Below are 25,593 nucleotides of genomic sequence, written 5' to 3' on the forward strand. Positions count from 1 at the left end.
CAACGCACCGCTCCCGCCTCGGCCACGCAGATCCGGCGCGATGATCCATCGCTCGGGGAGCCTCTCCGCGACGAGATCCCAGGCCCGGTGGGTCGCGGTGATCCCATGGATCGCGAGGACCGGCGTCTCGAGGACTTCTTCCACGCTGGGGACGCTGCGCTGGAGCCATGGCCCGATGGGAACAGCTCACCGGACGTGCTGCCCCTGCCCCCGGCGCTCCTGAACGACAACGCGGGGGCCGTTCGCGTTCGCAGCGGATCGCTGTGGCCTTTGACGTGCGGATCCGTTCGCCGGTATCGGGGCTAGGTCAGCCAGGTGGGGCGCGCCGGCGCGGACGATGATGCGTGACACGGTCTGCGCCGGCACCCTAGTCCGAGACGCGACCCTCTCACGCCCGATTCGTTCTTTCCGGATCGCGACCACCGCGCCCGCCGTGGCATCGGGGGTGCGGTCGGCGAAGTGATGAGCGTCGTGAGGAGCAGTCATGCAGACCGGGCTCGGGCTCGGCGCGGTAACGGTCGAACCACCGCTTCACGCAGCATCGGCACACCCCGATGCTGCATGACATGCGCCTACATCCAGCCAGCCCGGGTACGGTTGACGATGAGCAGCCGGTCGTGCGCGGCCTAGCGGGCCATTGCGGTGGGACACGAGAATCTCCGAGTTTGTGAAGCCGTCAGATATCTCCATGAACCGTCCCCGGTTTGATGCCGCTTCTATGCGGGTGCCAGCACCGGGTGGTGAGGCGTTTCGTGGCCAGCGTAGTACGCGGTCTCGAACTCGTCGGGCGGGACGTCCCCGATTGTCGAGTGCAAGCGCCTGGCGTTGTACCAGTCGACCCATCCAGCGGTGACCCATTCGACATCGTCGATCGTGCGCAGCGGCCCGGTGCGGAAGGGGGAACCGTCGCGGATCGCTTCGTTCTTGAACAGTCCGATCGTCGACTCGGCCAGGGCGTTATCGTAGGCATCGCCGATCGAGCCGATCGATGCGGCGATGCCTTCGAGGGCTAGGGTTTCAGCGAACGACACGCTCGTGAACTGCGAGCCGGCATCGCTGTGATGGATCAGCCCGTCTGGGGCGGGGTGGCCGGCGCGGTCGCGTCGCCAGAGACCCATCCGCAGTGCGGTGGTCACCAGGGGTGTCGTCTTCGTGGTCGCGGCATGCCAGCCCACGATCGCTCGCGAGTAGCAGTCGATCACGAACGACACATACGCGAAGCCGGCCCACGTCCGCACATAGGTGAAGTCCGCGACCCAACGACGGTTCGGTGCGGCAGCGGTGAAGTCCCGATCCAACAGATCAGGTGCCCTCGCCGCGTTGCGGTCCTGGACGGTGGTGCGCACGCCCTTGCCGCGCACGAGGCCGTTGAGCCCGAGCTCGCGCATCAGCGGTCAACCTGCCGCTTCGACACGGCCAGGTCGTGTCTGCGCAGCAGCGCGGTCATCTTCCGCCGCCCATACATCGACTCCGGCGTCGGCTCGCCTTTCGTGTTCACCCGGACTGTTCGGATCGCGTCGATCACGACCGCGTCCGCGAGGTCGCGGCCGCTGGGCTGGGCACGTTTCCATGCCCGATATGTCCGCTCGGCGACCGGCACGCCCTGCTCTCGCAGGACCTTGCAGATCGACCCGACCGAGCGGCCCAGTGCGCGCTGCTCCTCGATGAACCCGAGAATCAGCGGCGTCGGGGGTCGAGTTCCCCGGCGAAGAAAACCGCCGCGTCCCGCAGGATCGCGTTCGCCTCACGCAACTCGCGGTTCTCCCGCTCAAGGCGCCGCATCCGCTCCGACTCGCTCGACGTCACCCCCTGGCGTTCCCCGCCATCGATCTGCGCCTGCCGCACCCAGCGACGCAGCGACTCAGCCCCGAACCCGAGCCTTGTCGACACCGTCTCGCACGCGGACGTCAGGTTCGGATACTCATCGAGATGATCGAGCACGAGCCTGATCGCACGCTGCTTCGTCTCCTCCGGAATCCTCTTCGGCATGATCACTATCTTCCTTCCAGACTCGAAAGGAAACGGCATCAAGCCGGGGACGGTTCATCGTGCGACTTTCGCACCTCGTGAGCCATACCTCGGGCATCGACGAGCCGCCGCTGGACACACCCGTGCCGCTGCGCGACGAACTGATTCGCCGTGGACGCGACTTCCCGGCGGGAACCACTTCGCGCTACTCGACGCTCGCGTTCGCGGGCGTCGCGGCGCTCATCGAGCACGTGACCGGGGAAACATGGGATGCCGCGATCTCCGCGTGGACGCGCGCTGTCGGCGCGCACGGCATCACCCTCGACCCGACGCGGGGCTGGCCTACGTGCTGCTCACCAACCGCGCAATACGCCGTGGCATCGATCCCGACGAACTCGACAACGCCGTCATCACAGCTTCGTGACAGTCTGCGAGGAACGCCAGGCGTACTTCGTGGCATCGGAACGTGGCCATGCCGACGCGGCGACGATCGCGGATGCAGGCGCCGACATCTTCGTTAGCCCCCAGAGCCCGTCATTCGTCAACAACCTGTTCCGGCCGGCCAGTGGACGGATGGCGTGGCACGCGATCGAAGTCGAGTCATGAGCCACCTCGAACTCCTCGTCGAGCGAGCCGCGCTTGTCGCACAAGCCTCGCTGATGATGATGATCCCAACCTCCCATCTGAGCAGTCCTCCTTAAGTGCAGCCAGCCCGATTTCTGGTCGTCAATCTGCTAGGCCACGAAGAAAGGCTCGCAGCGGACGCGCTCCTCGTCGTCGACGAGCGGATCCGCACGGGATTCCTGCATGTGATTGCGCCGCCCGCCCGCACCGCGAAGCGGTCACTGGCCGCACTCGGGAATAACTGTCGACCAGCCATTCCAGGACTCTGCGCTGCCCCTCGAACACAGCCGACCATTGCTTCCGACACCACAAGGGCGGCCGCCCGGCGGTCTACGGTGAGCATCGTCGGTAACCACACCGGCACCGGTTCCCCTCGTGACGATCTGGAAGCCGCCGACCGGTGGATCCGACAACGCCAAGGAGTCCCCCAGCGATCCGAGAATCGAGAATGCAGCTCCCCCGAGGTCTACCGCCGGAGCGACAGCACCAGATCGAGTGCGGGCAGGAGCCGAAACGCGAGCACGCCGCCTGAGGCGGTGCCGATAGGAACGAGACCGGCACAGCATTCCTTGACGACCCGGCCGATCCTGGACGGCGCACCTCTCAGGTCAAGCGTCGTCGGCGTCAGCACGAACGTACACTCGGACAGATTTGTCCGAACGGAAATGCACCGCAGGTCCTGGTCCTCGATCCCGTCGGCATCGAGGACCACCGCGACGGGTTACCTTGGTACGCGGTTTCGCGGAGATTTCGACATGGCGGGTCACACACGAACCGCCGTCAGCGCGTCCCGCCAATCGGATTGGTTGCACAGCTTTTGTGTCACCTGTCGATCCGCTCGTGGTGGACGACTCACTCTCGTCGCGACAGGGCGGCCGCCGCACGATAGCCGGATGCGACCGCGCCAGAGAGAGACTGATGCATACCCGTGTGTTCGCCAGCGATCGCCACGCGGCCCGCGGGGGCTTCGAACGCGTCGGCGTCCTCGGGCTGCCAATCCAAACCAGGAACGGTGTACGAACCCCGCGCCCACCGGTTGTCAACCCATGTTGTGAGAACGGGCTCTCCGGCGAAGCGCAGCTCGGGGCGCATCGCCTGCAGAGCAGACACCCATCGGTGGGGTCCGTCCTCCACTCGCAACGCCTGCAGCGCGTCAGGACCACCCGCGAAGCTTGACAGTGCGCGGATCCGGGTCGTCCCGTCAGTGGACAGCGAGCGCCATGACCACCATGTGTGTTCGGAGTTCTGCAGCGCTGTGTCGCAGTCGACGTATTCGAGTGGGACCGCGAGTTTCGCTGCGACGCCCATGAAGCGGTGCGCCAGGGCACGTTGCTGCCGTTCGGGAAGATCGAAACCGAGGGAAATTTCGCCGAGCAACGGTAGTGGGATCGAGATGACTGCTGCGTCGGCGTCCAGCGACGCTCCGTCCGCAAGCCGCACCTCCACCCCGGTTGGGCTCTGATCCACTTCCGTGACAGGACTACCCAAGCGGAGCCGGCGCCCCAAACGCCGCGCAATCTCGACAGCGAGCGACTGGTTTCCGCCGACCAGCCGACCTCCGTCCTCGATGTGGGTCTCACCCGCCCCCTCATACAGCAAGACCGCCTCCGCACTGACCATGGCTGGGTCGGCTGCTGCCGATGTCGTCACCTGGCGGTACACCGGATGCAGACGGTAGTCGCCCCCGAGGGACTCTGCGAAGGCGCTCTCGAGCGACACGCCGGCCACGCCGTCGACGAGCATCTCCTTGAGTGTGTTCCGAACGCGCGCAAGAGTGCTCGTCCGATCAGGAGCGGTGATGATCCGCCCGTTCACGGTTCGGCGGGCATAGCGAACCCCATGCGACATGATGGGCAGTTCGAGCTCAGCAGCCAAGCGGCGGATGGGGTGTTCGTCGGGGAAGATGTACTCTCCCCCACGCTCCATCGTCTCGCCGTTCTCAAGCCGATGGGACCAGGTACGCCCGCCCACCCGATCCTGGGCCTCGAGCACGATCGGCTCGTGTCCGGCCTTCATGAGTTCCCACGCCGCTGTCATTCCCGACAGACCGGCTCCGACCACGATCACTCTCATGCGGTGTTCTCCACATCCATAGTTTGCCGATCGCTTCGGCTCCACACCACGCGTCCCCCGACAAGGGTGAGGTCGGCTTCGACCTCACGCATCAGCGCCGGCGAGAGCGCGCGAGGATCATCGGGGTACACGGCGAAGTCCGCGGCCGCGCCCTCGCCGAGAGCTCCGAGCACTCCAGTCAAGCCCGCAGCCTCGGCGGAGAACGCCGTGTACGTGCGGATCGCCGCATCGATCGTCACTGCCTCGTCCGGTGCGATCGGAAGCCCGTGAGCGTTCCGGCGATCGATCATCATCGCCATTCCGAACCACGGGCTCGGTGCCTTCTCGATGGAGCCGGCCGTGTCGGAGTTTCCGGGCGGCCGCATCCCGGCATCCATCAGCGTGCGAAACGCGTAGACACCCGTGCCGTCGTCTACCGCGATGAAGCTCGCCGTGGGGACGGCGATAACATTCAGCCGTTGCAGAGATTCGAGTATCTTCGGCGAGAGTTGAAGGTTGGCTGCGTGCTCGAGTCGGATCGGTAGCCGTGGGCGGCCTGCCCGACTCTGCGCCTGGTCGATCGCTTCCAGCACCATCTCCTGCGCAAGATCGCCGATGGCGTGGATCCACACTTGCGCACCGAGCCCGATCGCACAGATCAGTTCCTCGCGCAATTGGCCGAGCGTGCGCGTCACGGCCCCCCACTGCCGCGGCTCCCGATCGAAGTACTTGCTGTCGAACATCTGCTCGTTGTCACCGTCGATGAAGATCTTGACTCCGCCGGCGGCGATCATGTCGGAGTCGACGCCATCGCCGAAGTCCGCGGCGGCCCACTCGTCGATGCGATCGAGACCGGCCCCGGCCGGGGGCGCCACGATCGGCGTGAGGGTGATCCGCACCGGAAGCTCGCCCGCGCGAGCGAGCCGCAGGTAGGCGGCGATCCCGCAGACCGAGACCGGGATCTCGTAGACGGTCGTCACTCCGGCCCGTGCAAATCTGGTCCGCAGCTCGGTGACGATCATGTCGTCGAGCTGGTGCTCAGTGACATCGGGCGCGGGGAAGAGGTGGAACCCCTCCTCGACGAGGCCCGTCGGCACGCCCTCTTCGTCGACGTGCACGACGACCCCCGGACCCACGCGCGGTGCGCGATGCACCATGCCCGCCCGCCGGAGCGCCTCCGTGTTCGCCTGCAGCTTGTGCGCGCTCTGGCGGATCAGCACAGGATTGCGCGGAGCCGCTCGATCGAGCTGGTCCTTGGTCGGCAGAACTTGCGCGAATGTCCCCTGGGCCTGCAGCCACTCGCCGTCCTGCAGCGGCGTCGTTGCTCGCGCGACCACGTCGCAGGCAGCCGTGGGCTCGAGACCGCGCACGTCCAGCCAGAGACCTCGGGAGATCGCCGTCGCCTCCACGTGCGTATGGGCGTCGATGAGTCCCGGCAGCACTGTGCGGCCTTGGAGGTCCAGCTCAGGCACGGATGATGGGGAAAGCGCCCGAAGATCCGCGGTATCCCCCAGCCCGACGACGACTCCCCCTCGGATGAGCATCGCTTCAACCCACTCCGCCCTATCGGCGTGCGGGAAGATCCTGCCACCGAAGACGAGGAGGTCCTCGCCGGCGAGACGTGATCCGCCGAATTGCGTCATGGTCGCCACTCCTTCGTTGCGCGGCCCGGTCGCGCCGCCCGGTCCGTCTGACCGGGCGGCCGCTCCCATCCGGGCGTCAGGCTGCGGCATCTCGCAGGCTCAGCGTGACCGCAAGTCCGTGCTCGCCGCCGATGGTGATGGTCTGATGGTTGATCCGGGTGACCACCGCGGACCACGGGTCCTCACCCGTTCCCGGCTTCGGGATGAACTCGGGATAATCGCTGCTCGAGACGTGGAGCCGAAGGCGGTGTCCCGCGCGCAGACGATAGCCGAGTTGCCCGAGATCGACTTCGACGACGGCTTCGTCCGTGGCGTCCGACAGCTCGATCTGTCCGCGCGCGATGCGCAGCGCGGAGCCGTCGGGCGCAACATCCAGCAGCCGAACGAACAGGTCCATCACGGGCCCGTCCGACCGGATGCGCGCCTGCGCGGTGACCGGACCGACGAGGTCGAGGTCTCGGCCTTCTGCGTCACCCGTGAAGACGAGCACACCGGGGTGGTCGCCGATGGTCGCTTCGTCCGGCTTCTCGAGCAGGAACGCGAACGCGTCGGAGACGCTCGATGGCACCAGGTCTGCCGGGTCGTGCGCCCACGTCGCCTCCGAGGCTGCCTCCGGCCGTAGTGCGTCGAGTCGGCCGTCGGCCGTGGCGAACAGAGTCCGCGAGTGGGTACCGGCGGGCGGCCACTGCGTGCTGGCCCGCATACCGGGGGTTCCGGCGAGGTTCCACGCCACCCGGGGGACGTCTTCCGGACGACCGTTGCCGCGCACGAAAACCTCGAAGAACTCCAGCGTGGGATTCAACATCCGTGGCAAGATCGCCCTGATCTGCGCCTCGCTCCGTTCCGCGACGCGGTCTTCGTCGGCATCATCGAGATAGAACGACTCGTGGTCCATCGATTCGATCCGAAGGAAGTGATTGAGCGCCCACCCGGGTCGCTTCTCAATCTCAGAAACGTCGTCCCACGAAAGCGGCGCGATGTTGTCCCACCATCCGATCGTGTGGAGCGCCGGCACCGGTCGCGCATCGAATGGCGAGCCGGTCGGGAACCGGCGCAGATGCACCGGCCGGGGGTACCACTGGTCGTACGAAATCGACCGGGACCCGATCCGCGTGATGACCTGCTCCACCTGGGCGCTGAACGGCCGTACGGTCGGGTCGGGCTCCCAGAAGTAGGCGTCCTGCGAGTGGAACCAGGTCATCGGGTAGAGGTAGGTGATCCCCCATTCGACGTCTCGCGTGCGTTCGCCATTGGCGGGATGCACGGGCTCGCCGAGTTGAGTGCCGGTCACGCGCGGCGAGATCGCCTTCAGCGCCGGATGCTGCGATGATGCCGCGGCCCACTGCGTGTAGCCGTAGTAGCTGTCGCCCCACATCGCGACGCGGCCGTTCGACCAGGACTGCTGTGTGACCCACTCGATCGTGTCGTAGCCGTCGTCGGCTTCGTTGACGAACAGCAGTGTCTCGCCCTCGGAACGGAACTTCCCACGCACATCCTGGGTGACGACGCGGTACCCGCTCTCCATGAAGTACTCGGCGACGAGCGGTAAGAAGGTGTACTTCCCGTTCTTGTCGTAGGGCAAGCGGATGAGGATCGTATCGCCGGGATCATCGTCGCCGTCCGGCAGGTACACGTCGGCGGCGAGGTGAACGCCGTCGCGCATCCGCACGTACTGCTCGGTCGCGAGGTGTCCGGTCGGGACAGGGCCGACCCGAATGATGTCTTGCATGGTTCTCCTGAAATGGCTCGAGATGAGGTCAGGGGGCTTCGGTGGCATCCAACGCGAGCCGGTCCGCGCGTAGTCGCCCGAGGTCCCAGCCCTTGCGGGGGACGGAATCGAGAAGCAGACGCGTGTACGGATGTTGCGGGGCCGCCAGCACGCCCTCGGTGGCGCCGGATTCGACGACCCGGCCGTTCCGCATGACGATGATGTCCTGCGTGATGTACCGGACGACGGCGAGATCGTGGCTGACGAATAGGAAGGCCATTCCGGTCTCGCGACGGATCTCGTCGAGCAGCACTAGCACTTGTGCCTGGATCGACACGTCGAGCGCGGCGACAGCCTCGTCGAGCACGAGGATCTGCGGGCGGATGCCGAGCGCACGTGCGATCGCGGCGCGCTGCCGCTGCCCGCCCGACAGCGCCCGCGGCATTGCGTCGGCCTGCTTCGCGCTGAGGCCGACCTGATCGAGCAGCTCGCCGACCCGTTTGCGTCGCTCTGACTTGGCGCCCCCGAAGTGCAGCCGCAACGGCTCCTCGATGGCCTGACCGATCGTGAGCCGCGGATCGAATGAGTGATATGGGTCCTGGAAGATCATCTGCACCACTCGTGCGGCATCACGGCCGCGGGCGTTCGGAGTTCCTGGAAAATACGTCCTCCCCGATGTGGGCCTTTCGAGCCCCACGACCATGCGCGCAGTGGTCGACTTGCCCGACCCCGATTCACCGACCACGCCGAGCGAGCCACCACGACACAGCGAGAAGGAGACGTCAGCGACCGCGGTAGTCTGACCGAAGCGTTTTGTGAGTTGGTCGGCGCGGAGGATGACCTGGGAGCTGTGCTCGTTCATCGGGCCACCTTTGCTTCGCCCGGTCGCACGCAGGCGACCTCAGCTGCCTCATGCGGAAGTAGTGCAGGCACGTCGACAGTGCACTCCACGACGGCAAGCGGGCAACGGTCGCGGAACGCGCATCCCGACGGTGCGTCGGTGAGAGCGCGCGGGCGGCCCGGGATGGGGCTGAGTACGCGCCGCTCCCCGGTCAGTTGCGGGTTCGAACTGAGGAGCCCAGCGGTATAGGGATGCTGGGGGTGCGCGAGCACCTCGTCGGCGGCACCGCTCTCGACGACGCGCCCGGCGTACATCACGTAGATGCGGTCGCACACCGCGGCGGCGAGCTCGAGGTCGTGGGTCACGAACAGCAACCCGGTCCCGAGCTCGCCGCGGGCTCGCTCGAGCAAGCTGATGACCTCCGCCTGGGTGGTGACATCGAGCGCTGTTGTCGCCTCGTCAGCGAGTATCAGCCGCGGATCGGCGAGGACTGCTGCAGCGATCACGATGCGCTGCAGCATCCCGCCCGAGAACTCGTGCGGGTAGCGACGCATTGCCGTTTCGGGATCGCGGATTCCGACCTCCGCGAGAATCTCGACCGCTTCAGCATGTGCGTTCGCCGCGGGCACGCCGCGGGCGCGGATGCCCTCGGTCAGGAAGTCGCCCACCCGGTGCATGGCGTTCACTGAGCTGCGTGGGTCTTGGAAGATCATCGCGGCGCGCGTGCGCCGGACCTCGCGCAGTCGCTGTGCGCTCCCGCCAACGACCTCGATGCCGTCGACGAGCACTGATCCGTCAACGGTCGCACCGCGCGGGAACAGACCGAGCGCGGACCGGGATGTCACACTCTTCCCCGAACCGGACTCGCCGACGAGACCGACGATCTCGCCCGGGCCAACCTGCAGGTCGATACGGTCGAGAAGGGGGCGGTCGCCGTCATCTGTGCGAACCGTGATCGAGAGAGCCTCGATGACGAGCGGCTCGGCATCGGTTCGTGCTGAGTCGCGAGACGATGTGGCGTCCAATGCGGCGCTCATAGCAAGCTCCTTCCACGGGCGCTGGTGCGGTCGGTGAGGTGTTCGCCCAGAACATTCACCGACAGCACGGTGAGGATGACGGCGAGGCTCGGCCAGAACATGCCCCAGAGCTGTCCCTGCATGACGGCGCTCTGGCTTTGGGCGATCATCGAGCCCCAATCGGCCGCGGGAGGTTGTACCCCCAGGCCGAGATAGGAGAGAGCGGCGATGTCGAGCATCGCGTACCCGAACGCGAGTGTGGCCTGCGCGAGCAGCAGCGGGACGATGTTCGGCAGGATGTGGCGTACGGTGATCCACCATGAGCTGAACCCCATGACGATGTGACTGCCGATGTAGGGGCGGGCCTGTTCCTGCTGAGTGGCCGTGCGTACGATGCGGCCGAGGAACGGGATGTAGCCGATCGCGAGGGCGATGATCGGTGCAGTCAGCCCCGGCCCGAAGATCGCCACTGCGAGCAGGCCGAGCAGGAGTGACGGGAACGCGAACACGATGTCCATGGCCCGCGACAAGACGAGGTCGACAACACCGCCAGACCGGGCCGCCGCGAGTCCGACGATCGCACCGACGATCGTGGTGAGGATCACAACCGCGAGCGGTGCGAGCAAGCTCAGCCGCGCGCCGTACAGCAGACGAGACAGGATGTCGCGGCCGGTGGTGTCGGTGCCGAGCCAATGCTCCACAGATGGGCCTGACGACGCGTTGAGGATGTCGGTCGTGTTCGGATTCATCGGGGCGATCAGCGGCGCGAAGATCGCGGCGAGCACGATGACGACGAGAAAGACGATGGAGGCTATCAGCAGCGCCGGGGGGCGACGGCGTCGACTGCGACGCCGGATGGTGGCCATCGCCACGGTGGACATGGTCATCTCGCGGCCTCTCAGGTCAGGGCTCCGACCGCACGCACGCGTGGGTCGATCAGAGGAAGGGCCAGGTCGGCGAGGGTGCTTGTGAGGACGAATAGTGCGACAGACATGAGCGAGATCGCCTGGACGACCGGGAAGTCGCGTCGACCGATCGTGGTCACGAGCAAGGCGCCAACGCCGTCGACCCCGAACGCGGATTCCACGACGGCGGTCCCGATGAACAGTGATGCGATCAGCAGAGCGGTCAAGGTCATGATTGGCCCCAGAGAGTTCCGGATGACGTGCTTTCGCAGGATGTTCCCCGAAGCGACGCCACGGCTGCGGGCGACCTCGACGTGCTCGCTGTCGAGCTCCTCGCGGAATGCGGCCCGGCTGACCCGGGCGATGAGGCCGAACGTCACGATCGCCAGCGTGATCGCCGGCAGGGTGAGATGGTAGACCATGTCCGCCAGTCCCCCGTCAGCACCCGATCCCGTCGCCGGGAACAGCTGCAGCTGCACCGAGAACACCCCGATGAGGATGAGGGCGACCACGAACGACGGGGTCGCGATCGAGACGCTCGTCACAACGAGGCCAATACGGTCAAGGACGCCGGGGCGGGTCGCCGAGACGAGCGCGATGACCAGCCCCACCACGAGCGCGAGGATCGCCGCATAGATCACCAGCGTGATCGTCGTGGGCAGTCGCGACGCGATGAGATCGTTCACGGAGCTCCCGTAAACCAGTGACTGGCCAAAGTCTCCGTGGAGCACCCCTCCGAGCCAGCGCAGGTAGCCGGTGACAAACCCCTCGTCCAATCCCAGCGTCTCGCGCAGCGTCGCCCGCTGCTCGGGGCTCAGCCGTCGACCCGACGTGATAGCTGCAAGCGGATCGCCGGGCACCAACTTGAGGCTGCCGTAGATGATGATCGAGGCAATCAGCATCGCCACGACCGCCGCAAGCAGGCGCGACCCGATCCAGCGCAGCATCACTTGCCGCCGAGGCTCGTCAGCCACGACGCGTACAGGTAGGACGGGGCGGGCACGAGACCGGCGAGCTTCTTCGAGTAGTACACGTTGACGTACTGCGACACCAGGGGGATATTCACGTAGTCGGCCGCGATGACAGCCTGCGCTCCGGCGGCATCCTGCGCGCGCTGGGTGTCGTCGAACTGTGCCAGGGCCGCCTGGATCGCGGCGTCGTACTTCGCGTTCGCGTACTCGGCGAAGTTGTAGTAGCTGCCCGCAGTCCAGTACTGCAGGTATTGAACCGGCTCGGGGAAGTCCAGGTAACCGGCGCTGACGAACGCGTCAATTCCCTTTCGTGCGTCAGGGCTGCTGTAGAGGGCGACGTAGTCGGCGGGCTGCAACGGCTTCAGCGAGACCTTGAGGCCGATCCCGTTCGCGCTGTCCGCGATGACCGTGGCCATCTTGGTCTCCTCGTCGTTGCCGACGGCGTAGGCGATCGTTATGGTCTGACCGGTGTACGAGGAAGCCTTCAGAGCCGACTTCGCAGCATCCAGATCCCGCTTGGCCGCGGGGAGCTTGTCATACGCCGCCTGGTAGACCTCCTTGCCGTATCCCCACGTCGCCGGGCCCACAATGAAGCGGAGCGGGTCAGCCGTGCCCTTGTAGATCGACCGGGCGATACCCGCGTAGTCCACGGACTTCTGCAGTGCTTCCCGGGTCTTCACGTCGACGAGCGGGCCCTTGAGATTAATGACCGCGAGGAACTCCATCGCGTAGCTGTCGTTGAAGAGCATCGTTCCCTGCGCGCTGAGAGAACTGAAGCCGGACACCGGCACGCTGAACTGTCCGTCGACCGACCCGCTGCGCAACGCTGCGACCTGGGCGGACGCGTCGGTGGTGAACGTAAACGTCGCCTTATCGACCAGAGGCTGGTGGGAGTTGTTCCACCACGCGTCGTTCCTAACGAGCACGATGTTCGATCCCGACGACCAGGTCTGTACCTTGTAGGGGCCCGTGCACATCACGCCACCGGTCGCTGTGCCGAACTTCGCACCGGCCTTCTCTGCGTACGCCTTCTGCACGACCGCGAACGCAGGGGTGGAGAAGTAGTTGCGCACGAGCGCGTTCGGGGTATTCGTCTTGACGGTGACCTCGTCGGCGCCGGTCACCGTGGCGGTCGTGCCCGCGTCCGCCCAGCCGGCCCAGGACGAACCGGTCTTCGGGTCGAGCACTCGCTGGATGCTGTAGACGACATCCTCCGCCGTCATCACGGTGCCATCCCAGAACTTCACGCCCGAGCGCAAGTGGATCACATACGTGGTGGGGTCAGTCTGATCGATCGAGTTCGCCAAGCCGGGCTGGACTTTGCCCGACGCGGTCTGCGTCTGCAGCGACTCGCACAGGTTGGACACGACCGTGCTGTTCGACTCGAGCGCGGAGAGCGCGGGGTCAAGGGTCGTGGGCTCTCCGGCCGGGAGATTCCAGGTGAGGGCGGGGACGGCGGTGGTCGCGGCTGCAACCTCCGTCGTCACCTTGGGGTCGAAGGTCGCGGAGTTCGACCCGCTGCCGCTGCAGGCGGACAGCAGGACCGCGGCGGCGACAGTGCCGGCCACGGCAAGGGTGACTCGGGTTCGGTTCACGGGATCCTCGCGTTCAGATGCGGGCGATGGGGAGCCGCGAACGACAGTCCGGTGAGGGTGACGCTGCATCGCGGTGGTCCCAGTGTGGGCCGCGTTGACTATTTAGTCAATCCTGACAATGTAACGAAGAGGTAACATGACAGGAAAGCCGCTCATGCTTGTCAGAATCACCGGAAGCGCACTATCCTCTTAGTCATATTCGACTAAGAATTGGAGCGCCGACATGGGCCGACCATCGCTTGCCGCCGAGCGACGGCGTCAGATCATCGGCGTCACGATCCAATGCATGGCTGTGCACGGTGTCGCCGGCACGACGCTCGAGCGCATCGCCGATGCTGCCGGCATGGCACGCGGGCACGTCCGCCACTACGTCGGTAACCGCGAGGAGCTCCTGACGGATGCCGCCCGCTTCTTCTACTTCGGCGAGGCGGCGATGGACGAGAAGGATCTCGACCGCATCATGGCAGCGTCACCGATCATCGACCCGGCGTCGACCGTCGAAGAGGCCCTGGAGTACCTGTTCGGCGAGTTCGCGGCACCCAGTGCCGACAACGCGGCCGCGACAGCCTTCGTGGATGCCGGACGCACCATCCCCGAGATCCACACGATCGTGCTGCGCGCCTACCTCAGCTTCGAGACCGCACTGACGGACATCCTCCACCGCGCGCATCCCGATGCGGCGCCGCGCGAGTGCCGGAGGGTTGCGTATGCAGTCCTGGCAACGGCGATCGGGAACACATTCATGACCGACCTCGAGTTGTCGCCGGAACGCATCGCGGATGCCCGCTCCGCGGCCACAGAGCTCATCGGGCGAATGCCCGGGTCAGACGGAGGAGTGAACCCCTCCGTCGTGCGCCCGAGGCTTTGAGATTTGCCGCCTGCCAAACTCCGCCTGCCAGCACGGTGAAGTCGAGCCGCGAGGGGGCGGCCACGTCTGTCACGAGCGTGTTCTCGGCCGGCAAGACCTCAGGCGCCAGCCACCATTCTCCCCCTCGCCGAGATGCAACGGATATTCCAGAATCGCCGCTTGCGAGTTGCACACACAGCCAGTGACCCACCGGCATGACGCCGGGCCCCTGGTCGAGGTCATACTCAGGAGGGGCCACGAACACCACGATGTTTGCGTGCCACACCGAATCGCGCTAGTCAGGATACTGCAGCAGGTAGTACCAGCTACTCCACCCCGGCGGCGACACAGGGTCGAATCGCCATGTCGCTCTGCCTGCGGCCGACGAGAGAATACTGCCCGCCCAGCACCGACGCGACCGGGCTGCTTAATGTGCCTTTCGCTTTCGAATGCGATCCCGCTCAGGAGAGCAGATCTTAGTCGTAGTTGACTATTAAAGATCCAATCCGTAGCCTTTCTCGCGGAGCGACGGCGCATCCACGTCGCGCAGAAAGTGGGATCATGTCCGAAACTGCAGACCTCATCATCACCGGCGGGCGGATCTTCGATGGCCGAGTGCGCACCAGCGATACCGCCGTTGCCGTCCGTGGCAACAAGATCGTTCGCATCGGAACCGATACAGAGATGTTCGAGTTGCGGGGCCAAGATACCCGTGTCTTGGATGCGGCCGGTGGCCTCATCCATCCGGGCTTCGTCGACGCGCACATCCACGCGGCGTCTGCCGGCGCCGAGCGTCTGAGCATCGATCTCACCCCAGCGACCACCGTCGATGAGACCCTCGACTTGATCCGTGCGGCGGCCGAGCGGAGCGACGCCGAGTGGCTGACGGGAGGCGGGTGGAGTCACGATCTGTTCCCCCTGCCCACCCGACACCAACTCGACGCCATCGAGTCGGATCGTCCCGTGGTGCTCAGCGACGCCGGACACCATACGTTGTGGGTCAACTCACGAGCGCTCGACATCGCCGGGCTGGACCGCCACACACCCGATCCGCATAACGGAATGATCTATCGCGACGACGACGGCGATCCGATCGGTTATCTCAATGAGACAGCCACCGAACTCGTCGGCAGGTTCGTGCCGCCCGCCTCCACCGAGGAGATCCATGCCGGAATCCTGAACGCGCAAGGCTATTTGTGGTCACTGGGCGTGACCGGTTGGCACGAGGCGATCCTCGGCGACTACAACAGCCAGGCGGACTGCACACCCGGTTATGTCCGTGCGATCGCAGACGGGACGCTCCGCAGCGACGTGTCTGGAGCACTGTGGATCCCGCCCGGACTGACGGCACCGGACGTGCCGAAGCTCGTCGCGCGGTTCGCCGAGTTGCGGCGGCGGAACGCGGCCGCAGGGTTCGCGACCTCGACAGCGAAGGCGATGATCGACGGCGTTCCGCACGGCGGCACCGCCGCGCTCCTCGAACCGTACTGCAACCACTCGCACGACGGATCGACCGGAGGGCTGCACTTCACCGAAGACGCTGTGCGTGCGTTCGTCACCCAGCTGGATGCCGCCGGCTTCGCGCTCCATCTACACGTCATGGGCGACCGTGGTATCCGGGTCGCGCTCGATGCGATCGAGGAGGCCCGCGCCACCAACGGCACCGGTCCGCGCCACCACATCGCTCACCTGTCGATGGTGCATCCGCAGGATGCGAGACGGTTCGGTCCGCTCGGGGTCACAGCCAACATCCAGGGATTGTGGGCAGCACCTGACGCTTTCGCCGCCACCATGATCGGCGAGGAGCGGATGCTGCAGGGATACCCGTTCCGCACCATGGCTGACGCCGGTGCAGACCTGGCAATGGGGTCCGATTGGCCGGTGTCTTCCGCCGACCCGTGGCTCGCCATCCACGTGACCGTGAACAGGTGGTCGCCCGAGCCCATTCCGGAGTCATCGGGAGAACGTGCCGGCTCCGTGGACACGCTGGATGCCGAGCATCAGTCGTTGACACTGACGCAGGCTCTCGGGGCGTACACGAGCGGTTCGACCTCTCTGGTGCTCGGTCGGCCCGGGCGCGTGCAGGTCGGGGAACGTGCGGATCTCGCGGTTGCGACCACGGATCCGTTCGGCCTCGAGCCTTCGGCGATCGCCACCGTGCGCAACGCGGCGACGGTGGTGCGCGGCGAGTTGGTGTTCGTCAGGGAGTGAAGGCCGGCATCGCGCACCTCGATCGTGGTGTCAGCTTCGCGTCCGAGACGTTCCACCATCCGGCACGCGAAGCTGACACACCGGGCCGCACCAGCCATTCTCGTGTCCAGACATCGCTGTCCCTGAAAGGAGAGCTCATCTTGAGCACCGTGGACATCAGCGCGATCACTCAAATCGCCCGCCACGCGAAGGTTCACCCGAGCATGGTCGCCGTGAACTACGAGGGCCGCGAGGTCACGTATGCCGAACTTCACGAGCTGGCCGGGCGCTTCGCGGCTGGGCTCCGTGCCGACGGCGTCGGCCCCGGCGACCGTGTGGCCTACGCCGGCCACAACAGCCTGACCTTCCTTGTCACGTACTTCGCGGCGATATGGGTGGGCGCGGCTTTCGTTCCCGTGAACTTCCGCCTCGCTGCGCCGGAGGTGCGCGCCGTCATCGAGGATTCCCGCCCCGACCTCGTGGTCGCCGAGTCGGCCCACGCAATGCTGATCGACGGCTTCCTCGACGAAGTCGCCGTCCGCCGGTCGCTTCTGGTCGATGACGACCCATGGCTGGAGTCGCCCGCGGGTCTGTCCGATGGGTGGCACTCATTCGAACGATTCCGCACAGCTCACGCCGAGGCGCCTCCCCACGTTCCCCAGTCGGATGCCGATCTCGCCGCCCTCTTGTACACCTCCGGCACGACCGGCAAGCCCAAGGGTGTCATGCTCACACACGGCAACCTCTGGTGGAACTGGGTCAACGTCGACTCCGTCGTCGACACCCGATTCGGAGATGTCTGCTTTGCCGCCGCCCCGCTGTTCCATATCGGGGGATTCAACGCCGTGGCGCTGCGCACCATCACCCGCGGGGGAACCCTCGTGGTACGACGCGCGTTCGACCCGGCTCAGGCGCTGCGAGATCTCGAGGATCTGCAGGTCAACAGCATGTTCCTCGTGCCCGCGATGCTCGCCGGCATCCAGCGCCAGCCTGGCTTCGCGGATGCCGATCTCTCGCAACTCCGCTCGACGATCGCGGCCGGCGCGCCCGTGCCTCCCGCCCTCATCGCGGCGTACGCCGAAAAGGGAGTACTCATTCAGCAGGCGTGGGGGCTCACCGAGACCTCCCCCTTCTCGACCTACCTCGAGGCTTCCATGACCGAGGCCAAGCTTGGCTCCTGCGGCATCGGTATGCCGTACACGCGCGTGAGGGTGGTCGATCCCGCCACCCTCGACGACGTCACGGAAGCGGGTCGCACCGGCGAGCTGTGGGTCAACGGCCCGAACGTCTCGAGCGGATACTGGAACAATCCGGATGCGACGACAGGCGTCTTCACCCCGGACGGCTGGTTCCGCACCGGCGACATCGGCTACGCCGACGACGACGGATACCTGTTCATCGTCGATCGCCTCAAGGACATGGTGATCTCCGGCGGTGAGAACGTCTACCCGGCCGAGATCGAGAATGTGCTCAGCGCTCACGTGGCGATCGCGGACGTCGCGGTGATCGGCGTACCGGACGAGAAGTGGGGTGAAGCGGTGTGCGCTGTGGTCGCTTTCCGCGGCGAGGCGCTGACGATCGACGCCCTCCGGGCGTTTCTCACCGGCACCATCGCCCGCTACAAGCTCCCCTCGCGTCTCGTCGTGCTCGGCAGCGTCCCTCGCAATGGTGCCGGGAAGCTCGACAAACCACTCATCCGGCAGATCGTGTCCGAACTGCCCGATGCCCGCGTGTCGGCGATCGACGCACCGACCTTCACCGGGGCGGTCCCTGTGCCCGCCCCGAAGCCCTGAAAGGAATCCACCCGCATGGCAAAGCTCTCGGACCGTTACGACCCGGGTCCTCAGGTCGCCCAGTGTGGCGCGATCAACCTCGGCACCAAAGATCTGGAGAAGTCACTGCACTTCTTCAGCGACCTGCTGGGCATGGAGATCGTCCAGCGGGACGGGAACATCGCGTATCTGCGCGGATACCAGGAGCTCACCCACCACTCGCTCGTTCTGCAGCAGCAGGAGGAGTCGATCGTCAACTCCTACAGCTTCCGCGTGAAGCGACCGGAGGACGTCGAACTGTTCGCCACCGAGTTCGAGCGGCAGGAGATCGAGACCCTCGAGGTGCCCACCGGCACGGAAGCAGGTCGCGGCACCGCCGTGCGCTTCCTCGTCCCCGGCAGCGGTCACCCCTTCGAGCTGTACTACGACATCGACAAGCCGGAGTCTGCGGAGGAGCTGCGCTCCAAGCTGCCGAGCAACAGCTCGCGCCGGCGCGGACTCGGGGTACGCCGCATCGACCACTTCAACGTGCAGACATCCCGCGAAACCATCAACCAGGCCGAGAGCTGGGTGCGGAACAACCTCGGCTTCAACCGCCGCGAGTACGCGCTGCATCGCGATGACACCACGGTGCTCGCATCATGGATGTCCGTGACCCCGCAGGTGCACGACCTCGCGATGGTCGCGAACTCCTTCGGCAAGACCGGGCAGCTGCACCACGTCGCCTTCAACCTCGAGAACCTCTCGGACGTGCTCACCGCGGCGGATGTCTTGCGCGACTACGACGTCACCTTCGACCTCGGACCTGGCAAGCACGGCATCGGCCAGGCCATGTACCTCTACGTGCTCGACCCGGGATCAGGGCACCGGGTCGAGATCTACGCGGGCGGCTACCTGATCTTCGATCCCGACTGGGAGCCCATCAAGTGGGAGCGCGAGCAGTTCCCCGACGGCCTGACCTGGTACGGCGACCCGTTCGTCTACAAGGGCGACGCCCGCAGCCTCGAGACCACTCCGTCCGCCGGCCTTTGAGGCGCAAAGGGGCGCCCCGTCATCGACGGGGCGCCCCTTTGCTCGACTTACCCGAGGAGAGTACTCCTCACGCTGCGGTCGCGAATCTGAGCTGAACCGCGGCGCGAGACGCCGCGAGACAGACGCGACGCAGCACGTTCTCGTGCATCTCCGGGCGAAACGTCGCCGCATCCCCCGACACCGAGATCGCCGCGATCGGCTCGCCCCCCGGTCCCATCACGGGGGCGGCGACGCACGTCAGGCGCTCCAGCGACTCACCTCGATCGATCGCGACACCGCTCTGGCGAACGCGCCAGAGCTCGGCGCGCAGCGCATCCTCACCGACGATCGTGCTCGGTGTCCAGGCGTGCCGCGGCATCTGGAACGTCGCATCCTGCGCGGCGGCGTTGTGCGCCAGCAGAACCTTACCGACCGCGGTGCAGTACGCGGGCATCCGCCCACCGATGCGACTGGGTGTGCGCAGGCGCTGATGGCCTTCGAGCTTGTTCAGGTAGACGACGTGCTCGCCGCTCAGCACGGCCAGCTGCACGGTGCCGCGCGTCGCCTCGTAGAGGTCCGCGAGGTACGGCGTCAGGAGGTCGCGCACGCGGTCCTGGTCCGGAGTGCTCAGCTGCGCGCCGATCTCCTGGAGTATCCGTCCGAGCCGGTAGGCCGTACCTGAGCGCTCGACGACACCATTGCGTTCGAGCATGCCGAGGAGGCGGAAGGTCGTCGACTTGCTCAATCCTGCTCGGCGGGCCAGCTCGCTCACACCGAGGCCGACATGGGCGTCCTTGCCGAAGGACTTGATGACGCTGATGGCCTTGTCTACAGCCGTGCGCTCGTCGCGTTCACGGGGCGTGCTCTGAGTCATGGGAATCGCATCTCCGTCGATGTGTCGTGTTCGGGTTGGTCCGATTCTCAAGCCGAACCACTCACCCGAGCAACGCTCGAGCGGTACATTGAAGTAGACATCCGCGGATATCAAAGAAGGAGCGAACGATGGCTGCGAGCGGAATCATCGCGCGTAACCTCAAGCGTTTTCGGTCCGAGCAGGAGATCTCCATCAACGAGCTCTCCCGACGCTCCGGTCTAGCAAAACAGACGATCATAGGAATCGAGACAGGCCGAGGCAACCCCACGATCGAGACGCTCGAAGAGCTGGCGTCCGCTCTCGGAGTCGGCATCCGTGCCCTCCTCAGCGAGCTCGGCAGCGACATGCTCATGCACTCCGGCGACGCCATCCAGTGGCACGAGCAGGCCGGAATGCGCGTCCGGCAACTCGACCAGGCCTTCGGATCCGGATACGTCTACAACTCCGTGCTGCGACTCGACGCCAACCAGGGCCCGTCGCATCACCGGGCCGCGTCCCGTGGCTCGTTGCGGCACTGCTACGTCTTGGAGGGCCGCGTGCGCCTGGGCCCCGAGAGCACACCGGCCTCAGCGAAGACGAGCGACTTCGTGCGGTTTCCCGCCGACACCCCACACATGTTCGAAGCGATCACTCCGATCGCGTTCGTGTTCGTCAACACGACCGCGCCGCAGCTGACGATGGCGGGCGGTGACCGCTTCTTCTGAACGGTCACCGTCGCGCCTAGCGTTCGAGGTCGACAACGATCTTGCCGAGGACGTCACCGTCGAGCAATCTCCGGAACCCGCTTGGAATGTCCGTGAATCCGATCTCTTCGACATGAGGGCGAACCCCCGTCGTGTCCAGCAGCCGCAGCAGGCTCTCGAACTCCGACCGCGTGCACCCCGTCGAGCCGACGATGCTGAGCTGCTGGTAGAAGATCCGCTGCAGCTCTGCCGGGGGCATCCCTCCGGTCGTCGCTCCCGCGATGACCACGGTTCCCCCCGGGCGGAGCGCGCGCAGCGAATGCGCCCACGTCGCCTCGCCCACGGTCTCGACGACCACGTCGACCCGTTCGGGCAGACGAGCACCTGGCTCGAAGGCGCCGACAGCTCCGCACTCGAGAGCGAAGGCCCTCTTCTGCTCGGAGCGGGCGGTCGCATACACGCGCGCACCGGCGGCGGATGCCAGCGCGATCGCAGCGGAGGCCACTCCCCCGCTCGCCCCCTGCACCAGCACCCGATCCCCGGCACGCAGTCCGGCGCGGGTGAACAGCATCCGGTACGCGGTTCCCCAGGTGACGCCCAAGCAGGCCGCTTCGGCGAAGGAGAGCGACGCGGGTTTGGGCACGATCATCTGGTCGGGCACCAGAAGGTAGTCGGCCAGCGTCCCGTTCATCGTCTCGGACAGCAGCGCCCGCTGCGGATCGAGCGTCTGGTCGCCGTCACCGCGCAAGGCGTCGCCGAACACCGGATGGATCACGACCTCCCTGCCGTCGTCGGTGATCCCTGCGCCGTCGCATCCGAGCACGATCGGGATGCGTTCCGCGGGGTGTCCGACGCCGCGGAGCGTCCACGTGTCGTGCGGGTTCAGCGAGGCCGCCTTGACACGGATTCGGCTCCACCCCTCACGAGGACCCGGCTCGGGCCACTCCTTCAGTTCCAACCCGGCGAGAGCATCATCGGGGTTCTGAGCGACGGCGACGGCAGCGCGCATTCATTTCCTCCTCGTTCAGGTCCGATCCTGCCGGTGGGATGTCCTCCGCTCTCGGTCCTCGTTCCGATGCGCGGCACACCGGCTCGCACTGTCGCGTCCGTCTTCGCACGATGATCACGTGACTGAATCGCTGGTTGACGTGCCCGACACCGTGCTCGAGATCGCCGAGGCTCTCCGCGAGGCGGAGCGGACAGGCCTTCCCGTGCCGCCCCCGACCGAGTCCCATCCGGGACTCAGCCTGGAAGACGCGTACCGCGTCCAGGCGACGAATGTCCGACGCCGAGGGGACGCCGGTGAGCGGATCATCGGGCACAAGGTGGGACTCACGTCGCTCGCGATGCAGCGGCAGCTGGGGGTCGATCAGCCCGACTTCGGCATCATCACGGACGCGATGGTCGTGCCCGACGGCGGCGAGTTCGCCCCGGCACACCTCATCGCCCCGCGCTTGGAGGCCGAGTTCGCCTTCCGAATCGGCGCCGATCTGCCGCCCGCACCGACGATGGAGCAGCTCGCCGATGCCATCGAGGGTGTCGCCGTCTCCATCGAGATCATCGACTCCCGCATCGCCGACTGGCGGATCGGCCTGGCCGACACCGTGGCAGACAACGCGTCGAGCGCCCGGATCGTGTACGGCGAGTTCGTCGCGGCCACCCCGGCGCTTCTGAAGTCGCTTCCCGACACGGTGATCGCGCTGACGAACGACGGACAGGATGCCGGTTCTGGACCGGGATCCGCGGTGCTCGGCGATCCCCTCATCTCGCTGCACTGGCTGTCGACGACGATCGGCGCATACGGCGACCACTTCCGTCGCGGCCAGATCGTGCTCGCCGGTGCCGTCGCAGCCGCTGTCCCGCTGACCGCCGGATCCGTCTGGCAGGTGACGGGCGGGGGATTCGCGCCCGTCACGTTCACGTCCATCTGAAAGCGAGTGATGCCATGACGATCACCCGGCTCCCCTCGACGCACGAGGGCGAACGCCCGATGCTCCCCACCGGTGACCTGTGCCGCCCGCAGGGCATCGCCCCGACCATCGACGTCTCCGGGCTCGTGGATCGCGAGAACGGTCTGATCGACCGCTCGGTGTTCACCGATCGACGCCTGTACGACCAGGAACAGGCCCGCGTCTTCGCGACCAGCTGGCTGTTCCTCGGTCACATTGATCAGTTGCAGAAGGCCGGAGACTTCTTCACCACGTTCATGGGCGAGGACCCCGTGATCGTCACCAAGGATAAGGCGGGACGCATCCGAGCCTTCCTCAATTCGTGCCGTCATCGCGGCGCGCGGGTACTGCGCGCCGACTACGGCAACACCCGCGCGTTCACCTGCACCTATCACGGCTGGTCGTACGACCTCGAGGGCAACCTCATCAGCGTCCCGAACGAAGACGGCTACCACGACGCCGACTGGGACCGCGCGAACTGGGGCCTCGTCGAGGTCGCTCAGCTCGAGACGATGCTCGGTCTCATCTTCGCGACGTGGAACCCGCACGCCGTCCCGCTGGACGAGCAGCTGGGCGACATGAAGTGGTACATGGAGGCGTTCCTCGACCGCGACTCCGAAGGAACGACCGTCGTCGGCGGCATCACGAAGTGGGTGCTCAAGGGCAATTGGAAGCTCGCCGCCGAGCAATTCGGCACCGACTGGTACCACGTGAACATGTCACACGCATCGGCGCTGATGGTCCTCTCCCCTACCGGTCGCGGCCCGAAGAAGGAGATCGCGGAGACTCCCGGACGGCAGTACTCCGACGAGCACGGCAACGGGACCGGGTTCCCCACGCATCCGAAGTCCCGTTTCGACGCACAGCCCGTGCACCAGTACTACAACTACGCCGCACTCACCGACCGTCTCGGACAGGCGCGTGTCGAGGGCCCGCTGACCACCGGGCACGCCACCGTCTTCCCGAACTTCTCGTACCTGCCCGTGAACGGCTCCATCCGGGTCTGGCATCCGAAGGGACCCGACGAGATGGAGGTATGGGCCTGGACCGTGCTCGACAAGTCCATGCCCGAGGACGTGCGCACCGCGCAGCGTCTGTACAACCTGCGCACGTTCGGCCCGTCCGGCATCTTCGAGCAGGACGACGGTGAGAACTGGAGCGAGATCCAGGCCATCTCCCATGGCTGGCGCACCAACACCATCCCCCTGAACTACCAGATGGGGATCGGGTCCGAACGCGAGGACGGCATCTATCCCGGATCCACGAGCACGCTGTACAGCGACGCCGCCGGGCGACGGTTCTACGCGCGATGGGCCGAGCTCATGAACACCCCAGCCTGGCACGAGGAGCAGCGATGATCACGGAAGACGGCATCCTGGTCGCACAGACCGACGACATCCCCGACGGCGAAGCCATCAAGATCGATGCATCCGTCACCGGCACGGTCGATGACATCGCGATCTTCAACGACGACGGCGAGTTCTTCGCCCTCGACGACACGTGCTCGCACGAAAAGGCGTCGCTGTCCGAGGGATACATCGAAGACGGCGTCATCGAGTGCCCCCTGCACGCCGGCAAGTTCTGCCTACGCAACGGCGACGTGCTGTCGATGCCCGCGACCGACAACGTCGCCTGCCACCGCCTGATCCTGGACGGAACGGATATCCGACTCGTCCCGAACCCCGAACGCCTCGCATGACCGCGCGATCCGGGAGAGACGCCGGCCGCGTCGTCATCATCGGCGGAGGCCTCGCCGGATACAGCGCCGCGGAGCAGTTGCGCGCGCTCGGCCACGAGGCGCCGATCACCCTCATCGACGCGGAACCGACCAGCTACGACAGGCCGCCGCTGAGCAAGAGGCTCTTCGAAGACGACTTCAGTGTCGCTTCGCTGGCGTTCACCACGCCGGAGCGGCTCACCGACCTCGACATCGGAACGCTGTTCAGCCGACGGGCCACCGCGCTCGATCCGGGTGCTGCATCCGTCGCCCTCGACGACGGCACCGTCGTCGCAGCCGACACCGTCTTGCTCGCGACCGGCGGGCGGGCGCGAACGCTGCCGATCCCCGGTGCAGACCTGCCCGGCGTGCACGTGCTGCGCTCCTTCGCCGATGCGATCGGCATCCGCGACGCCGTCCGCAACGACACCCGCGTCGTCGTGATCGGCGCCGGTCTGATCGGGGCGGAACTCGCGTCCTCGCTCGTGCGTCGCGGAGCGACGGTGACGCTCGTCGATCCCGTTGCGGCGCCGCTCGCGCCGGCCGTCGGAGAGCTCATGGCGGAGCATCTGCATACGATGCATGCGGCCCACGGCGTCGACCTCGTCGTCGGGATCACCGCGGGTATCGAGACCGCCGACGACCACCTGACGGTGACAATCGACGACGGCCGCATGCTGGACGCCGATGTCGTCATCGTCGGGGTCGGCATCATCCCGAACTCGTCCCTGGCGGAAGATGCGGGTCTGGACGTGGACAACGGCATCCTGATCGATTCCCGATTCCGCACCAGCGCGAATCGCGTCTTCGCCGCCGGCGACGTCGCACGGCACCGCGCCGAAGACGGCTCTCTGCGCCGCCGAGAGGAGCACTGGGAGGCAGCGCAGTTGTCCGGGCGCGAGTCCGCGTACGGGATGCTCGGGCTCGAAGTCCCCCCGCGCGGCGCCGCCTGGTTCTGGTCGGACCGCCACGGAGTCCACCTCGAGGCCGTCGGTCGCCTGTCGGGCCCCGGGGAGCTCATCGTGCGTGCCGGCGGCGCGCATCCGGCCGTCTTCCTCAGAGACGGCGGTCTACTGGTCGGCGCCGCTGCCATCGACGACAACAACCTCGTCCGCGCGGCTCGACGGCTGATCGACCTCCGCGTCCCGGTCACGCCGAGTGATCTCGCTGACGACACCGTGTCCCTCCGAGCTCTCCTGAAGGCCGCGCGGTGAGCGCCGTCATCAG

Annotated in this window: 22 protein-coding genes and 1 pseudogene; 11 read left to right on the forward strand and 12 right to left on the reverse strand. The window is 66.5% G+C overall.

Features of this window, described 5'->3' with window-relative positions:
* Positions 1–716: 716 nt before the first annotated feature.
* Positions 717–1,989, reverse strand: a pseudogene (locus RL72_RS04640) (IS3 family transposase).
* A 59-nt stretch (positions 1,990–2,048) separates the two neighbouring features.
* On the opposite strand from RL72_RS04640, the gene RL72_RS19690 reads away from it, so the two are divergent.
* Positions 2,049–2,489: a serine hydrolase gene (locus RL72_RS19690; protein ID WP_282955660.1), complete on the forward strand. Its 441-nt coding sequence runs from the start codon at positions 2,049–2,051 to the stop codon at positions 2,487–2,489.
* Complete coding sequence (locus RL72_RS19695) at positions 2,422–2,574, forward strand: hypothetical protein (protein ID WP_156156696.1); 153 nt, start codon at positions 2,422–2,424, stop codon at positions 2,572–2,574. The genes RL72_RS19690 and RL72_RS19695 overlap by 68 nt, the downstream gene beginning before the upstream one ends.
* 484 nt (positions 2,575–3,058) lie before the next feature.
* Here RL72_RS19695 and RL72_RS04650 read toward each other — a convergent pair whose 3' ends face one another.
* The 9 genes from RL72_RS04650 to RL72_RS04690 form a co-directional block, all read right to left on the reverse strand.
* On the reverse strand, positions 3,059–3,304 hold the full coding sequence (locus RL72_RS04650) for a hypothetical protein (RefSeq protein WP_045249654.1): 246 nt from the start codon (positions 3,302–3,304) through the stop codon (positions 3,059–3,061).
* 140 nt (positions 3,305–3,444) lie between these two features.
* Positions 3,445–4,665 carry a flavin monoamine oxidase family protein gene (locus RL72_RS04655; protein ID WP_045249655.1) on the reverse strand — a complete coding sequence of 407 codons (1,221 nt, stop codon included), beginning with the start codon at positions 4,663–4,665 and terminating at the stop codon, positions 3,445–3,447.
* On the reverse strand, positions 4,662–6,377 hold the full coding sequence (locus tag RL72_RS04660) for an amidohydrolase (protein WP_082072075.1): 1,716 nt from the start codon (positions 6,375–6,377) through the stop codon (positions 4,662–4,664). Before RL72_RS04660 ends, RL72_RS04655 begins: the two co-directional genes overlap by 4 nt.
* Entirely contained in the window at positions 6,364–8,064 is a 1,701-nt protein-coding gene (locus RL72_RS04665; protein WP_248700372.1) for a CocE/NonD family hydrolase, read from the reverse strand. Before RL72_RS04665 ends, RL72_RS04660 begins: the two co-directional genes overlap by 14 nt.
* Positions 8,045–8,857: an ABC transporter ATP-binding protein gene (locus tag RL72_RS04670; protein ID WP_045249658.1), complete on the reverse strand. Its 813-nt coding sequence runs from the start codon at positions 8,855–8,857 to the stop codon at positions 8,045–8,047. Before RL72_RS04670 ends, RL72_RS04665 begins: the two co-directional genes overlap by 20 nt.
* Positions 8,854–9,873 carry an ABC transporter ATP-binding protein gene (locus RL72_RS04675; RefSeq protein WP_045249659.1) on the reverse strand — a complete coding sequence of 340 codons (1,020 nt, stop codon included), beginning with the start codon at positions 9,871–9,873 and terminating at the stop codon, positions 8,854–8,856. Before RL72_RS04675 ends, RL72_RS04670 begins: the two co-directional genes overlap by 4 nt.
* Positions 9,870–10,739 (reverse strand): ABC transporter permease, encoded by an 870-nt coding sequence (locus tag RL72_RS04680; RefSeq protein ID WP_248700373.1) that lies wholly within the window; start codon positions 10,737–10,739, stop codon positions 9,870–9,872. Before RL72_RS04680 ends, RL72_RS04675 begins: the two co-directional genes overlap by 4 nt.
* 11 nt (positions 10,740–10,750) lie before the next feature.
* Entirely contained in the window at positions 10,751–11,731 is a 981-nt protein-coding gene (locus RL72_RS04685; protein WP_156156697.1) for an ABC transporter permease, read from the reverse strand.
* Positions 11,704–13,323: an ABC transporter substrate-binding protein gene (locus tag RL72_RS04690; protein ID WP_169748208.1), complete on the reverse strand. Its 1,620-nt coding sequence runs from the start codon at positions 13,321–13,323 to the stop codon at positions 11,704–11,706. Before RL72_RS04690 ends, RL72_RS04685 begins: the two co-directional genes overlap by 28 nt.
* Before the next feature lie 223 nt (positions 13,324–13,546).
* Here RL72_RS04690 and RL72_RS04695 point away from each other — a divergent pair, with 223 nt between their 5' ends.
* The 4 genes from RL72_RS04695 (at position 13,547) to RL72_RS04710 (ending at position 19,164) form a co-directional block, all read left to right on the forward strand.
* A complete protein-coding gene (locus RL72_RS04695) occupies positions 13,547–14,191 on the forward strand; it encodes a TetR/AcrR family transcriptional regulator (RefSeq protein WP_045249662.1) in 645 nt (214 codons plus the stop codon).
* Between the two features lie 540 nt (positions 14,192–14,731).
* Positions 14,732–16,381 (forward strand): amidohydrolase, encoded by a 1,650-nt coding sequence (locus RL72_RS04700; protein WP_045249663.1) that lies wholly within the window; start codon positions 14,732–14,734, stop codon positions 16,379–16,381.
* Between the two features lie 149 nt (positions 16,382–16,530).
* The gene (locus tag RL72_RS04705) at positions 16,531–18,153 is read left to right on the forward strand and encodes an AMP-binding protein (RefSeq protein ID WP_248700378.1); all 1,623 of its coding nucleotides are present in this window, start codon (positions 16,531–16,533) and stop codon (positions 18,151–18,153) included.
* 15 nt (positions 18,154–18,168) lie between these two features.
* Positions 18,169–19,164 (forward strand): VOC family protein, encoded by a 996-nt coding sequence (locus tag RL72_RS04710; protein WP_045249665.1) that lies wholly within the window; start codon positions 18,169–18,171, stop codon positions 19,162–19,164.
* Positions 19,165–19,231: 67 nt separating this feature from the next.
* On the opposite strand, the gene RL72_RS04715 is transcribed toward RL72_RS04710, so the two are convergent.
* Positions 19,232–20,131, reverse strand: coding sequence for an IclR family transcriptional regulator (locus RL72_RS04715; protein ID WP_248700374.1), 900 nt, complete (start codon positions 20,129–20,131; stop codon positions 19,232–19,234).
* 14 nt (positions 20,132–20,145) lie between these two features.
* Between RL72_RS04715 and RL72_RS04720 the strand changes: the two genes are divergently transcribed.
* Complete coding sequence (locus tag RL72_RS04720; RefSeq protein WP_045249667.1) at positions 20,146–20,721, forward strand: XRE family transcriptional regulator; 576 nt, start codon at positions 20,146–20,148, stop codon at positions 20,719–20,721.
* Between the two features lie 16 nt (positions 20,722–20,737).
* Here the strand turns inward: RL72_RS04720 and RL72_RS04725 are convergent, their stop codons facing one another.
* Positions 20,738–21,709: a zinc-binding dehydrogenase gene (locus tag RL72_RS04725; RefSeq protein WP_045249668.1), complete on the reverse strand. Its 972-nt coding sequence runs from the start codon at positions 21,707–21,709 to the stop codon at positions 20,738–20,740.
* A 118-nt stretch (positions 21,710–21,827) separates the two neighbouring features.
* On the opposite strand from RL72_RS04725, the gene RL72_RS04730 reads away from it, so the two are divergent.
* From RL72_RS04730 to RL72_RS04745, 4 genes are read left to right on the forward strand one after another with little or no spacing between them, the layout of a single operon-like run.
* Positions 21,828–22,631 carry a 2-keto-4-pentenoate hydratase gene (locus tag RL72_RS04730; RefSeq protein ID WP_045249669.1) on the forward strand — a complete coding sequence of 268 codons (804 nt, stop codon included), beginning with the start codon at positions 21,828–21,830 and terminating at the stop codon, positions 22,629–22,631.
* A gap of 14 nt (positions 22,632–22,645) precedes the next feature.
* Positions 22,646–24,007 carry an aromatic ring-hydroxylating oxygenase subunit alpha gene (locus RL72_RS04735; protein WP_045249670.1) on the forward strand — a complete coding sequence of 454 codons (1,362 nt, stop codon included), beginning with the start codon at positions 22,646–22,648 and terminating at the stop codon, positions 24,005–24,007.
* Positions 24,004–24,348, forward strand: a complete 345-nt coding sequence (locus RL72_RS04740) for a non-heme iron oxygenase ferredoxin subunit (RefSeq protein WP_045249671.1) — start codon at positions 24,004–24,006, stop codon at positions 24,346–24,348. Before RL72_RS04735 ends, RL72_RS04740 begins: the two co-directional genes overlap by 4 nt.
* The gene (locus tag RL72_RS04745) at positions 24,345–25,580 is read left to right on the forward strand and encodes an NAD(P)/FAD-dependent oxidoreductase (protein ID WP_045249672.1); all 1,236 of its coding nucleotides are present in this window, start codon (positions 24,345–24,347) and stop codon (positions 25,578–25,580) included. Before RL72_RS04740 ends, RL72_RS04745 begins: the two co-directional genes overlap by 4 nt.
* Positions 25,581–25,593 lie beyond the last annotated feature (13 nt).

This window comes from Microbacterium azadirachtae (genome assembly GCF_000956545.1).
Taxonomy (GTDB): Bacteria; Actinomycetota; Actinomycetes; order Actinomycetales; family Microbacteriaceae; genus Microbacterium; species Microbacterium azadirachtae.

Excerpts from the sequence above, each read along its gene's own strand:
- RL72_RS04675 (WP_045249659.1), bottom strand. The coding sequence starts at position 9,873 with ATGAGCGCCGCATTGGACGCCACATCGTCTCGCGACTCAGCACGAACC.
- RL72_RS04710 (WP_045249665.1), top strand. The coding sequence starts at position 18,169 with ATGGCAAAGCTCTCGGACCGTTACGACCCGGGTCCTCAGGTCGCCCAG.
- RL72_RS04665 (WP_248700372.1), bottom strand. The coding sequence starts at position 8,064 with ATGCCACCGAAGCCCCCTGACCTCATCTCGAGCCATTTCAGGAGAACC.
- RL72_RS04735 (WP_045249670.1), top strand. The coding sequence starts at position 22,646 with ATGACGATCACCCGGCTCCCCTCGACGCACGAGGGCGAACGCCCGATG.
- RL72_RS04745 (WP_045249672.1), top strand. The coding sequence starts at position 24,345 with ATGACCGCGCGATCCGGGAGAGACGCCGGCCGCGTCGTCATCATCGGC.
- RL72_RS04725 (WP_045249668.1), bottom strand. The coding sequence starts at position 21,709 with ATGCGCGCTGCCGTCGCCGTCGCTCAGAACCCCGATGATGCTCTCGCC.
- RL72_RS04660 (WP_082072075.1), bottom strand. The coding sequence starts at position 6,377 with ATGCCGCAGCCTGACGCCCGGATGGGAGCGGCCGCCCGGTCAGACGGA.
- RL72_RS04655 (WP_045249655.1), bottom strand. The coding sequence starts at position 4,665 with ATGAGAGTGATCGTGGTCGGAGCCGGTCTGTCGGGAATGACAGCGGCG.
- RL72_RS04680 (WP_248700373.1), bottom strand. The coding sequence starts at position 10,739 with ATGACCATGTCCACCGTGGCGATGGCCACCATCCGGCGTCGCAGTCGA.
- RL72_RS04695 (WP_045249662.1), top strand. The coding sequence starts at position 13,547 with ATGGGCCGACCATCGCTTGCCGCCGAGCGACGGCGTCAGATCATCGGC.
- RL72_RS04700 (WP_045249663.1), top strand. The coding sequence starts at position 14,732 with ATGTCCGAAACTGCAGACCTCATCATCACCGGCGGGCGGATCTTCGAT.
- RL72_RS04740 (WP_045249671.1), top strand. The coding sequence starts at position 24,004 with ATGATCACGGAAGACGGCATCCTGGTCGCACAGACCGACGACATCCCC.
- RL72_RS04720 (WP_045249667.1), top strand. The coding sequence starts at position 20,146 with ATGGCTGCGAGCGGAATCATCGCGCGTAACCTCAAGCGTTTTCGGTCC.
- RL72_RS04670 (WP_045249658.1), bottom strand. The coding sequence starts at position 8,857 with ATGAACGAGCACAGCTCCCAGGTCATCCTCCGCGCCGACCAACTCACA.